The organism is Corynebacterium gottingense, from assembly GCF_003693265.1.
GTDB classification, from domain to species: domain Bacteria; phylum Actinomycetota; class Actinomycetes; order Mycobacteriales; family Mycobacteriaceae; genus Corynebacterium; species Corynebacterium gottingense.
Genome location: NZ_RDRE01000154.1, coordinates 1 through 1,088, shown reverse-complemented (window position 1 = coordinate 1,088; position 1,088 = coordinate 1). Strand labels below are relative to the sequence as shown.

The 1,088-nt window shown below is 58.7% G+C and carries 1 pseudogene; it reads right to left on the bottom strand.

Annotated elements, in window-relative coordinates:
• Nucleotides 1-665 (bottom strand): annotated as a pseudogene (locus EAW56_RS12410) (hypothetical protein); the annotation flags it as partial.
• Nucleotides 666-1,088 lie beyond the last annotated feature (423 nt).

Here is a 1,088-nt window from a genome sequence, read left to right as displayed (position 1 = left end):
TTTACAGCGGCGTCAGCGAGCGAGACCTTCTCCTGGCGGGCCGTGGCCTGCAGCGAGGCGCGAAGGACGGCCATCGTGGTGGCATCGGTGCTGAGCGTCATTGTTGCGATGCCCGCGCTGCCGTGGTCCTCCTGCGCAGAGAACTCGATGTTGCGCGCGCGGTGGTTGTGCTCTGCCTCGCGCTTTTTGCGCTTTTCCGGGTTGTGGCTGAGTCCGACGTCAAGCTTGGCAATCATCGTGCGGATGCGGCGGGCAACCGACGCGCGGGAGGGGAGCTCCTGGTTTGCGCGCTTCGGCGTGAAGATCCGGGTGAGCATGTCGTCAAAAGCCGCCCACGTTGCTTCGTCCGCGGTAGCGCCGATCTTGCACAGGGCAGTATCTATTCCGGTGAGCATGTGCACGGAAAGGAGGCAGGTCTGCTCTTGCAGTGCGAGCAGCTTGGGCAGGCTAGCGAGCCGGAAATACGCCAAAATCGCAGCTTCGACCTCATGTTTGGGGCGGCTGGTAACCTGAGCTAACTCTTCGACCTCGAGGTCGAAGTCTTCAACCGTAGCCGAGGCTGCGTAGCCGCGGTAGAGGGCGAACTCGGCCTCCCGCATCCGCTGCGAAAGCTGCGCGCGATGGTCCGTCGAGTTTTGGCATCTGAAGTAGTGAGCGGGTGGCACGATTCCCCCTTTCTGCGGTGAGCGGTCATTGTGGTCATTGCGGACAATTATACCGAACATATAAACGACGGCAACGTCTGTGACCATATTGTTACGCTGTGTTCTAGTAGGTGTGTGCGAGCCACGTCCCGCGCTGTACCGGTGGCGCCCCTACTGCTGTGGATAACTCTGCGGAATAAGCCCTGTTCAACGGCAAAGTTTAGGTTACTAGCCGGTGAACTTACGCCTGTCAAATCTGGTGGTGAACGGGGTTTTTCACAACCTGCACACACAACTCAAAAAGTCCCAAAACTCCTGTGACCAGCAGCGATGCGCCGTTTCCCCAGGTCGCTGATACTAGTTATCCACAAGTTATCCACACCCTGTCCTGGGCCGTGTGTACAAGACGTCGATTCATCCCCAAGTTATCCACACCTACCTGTG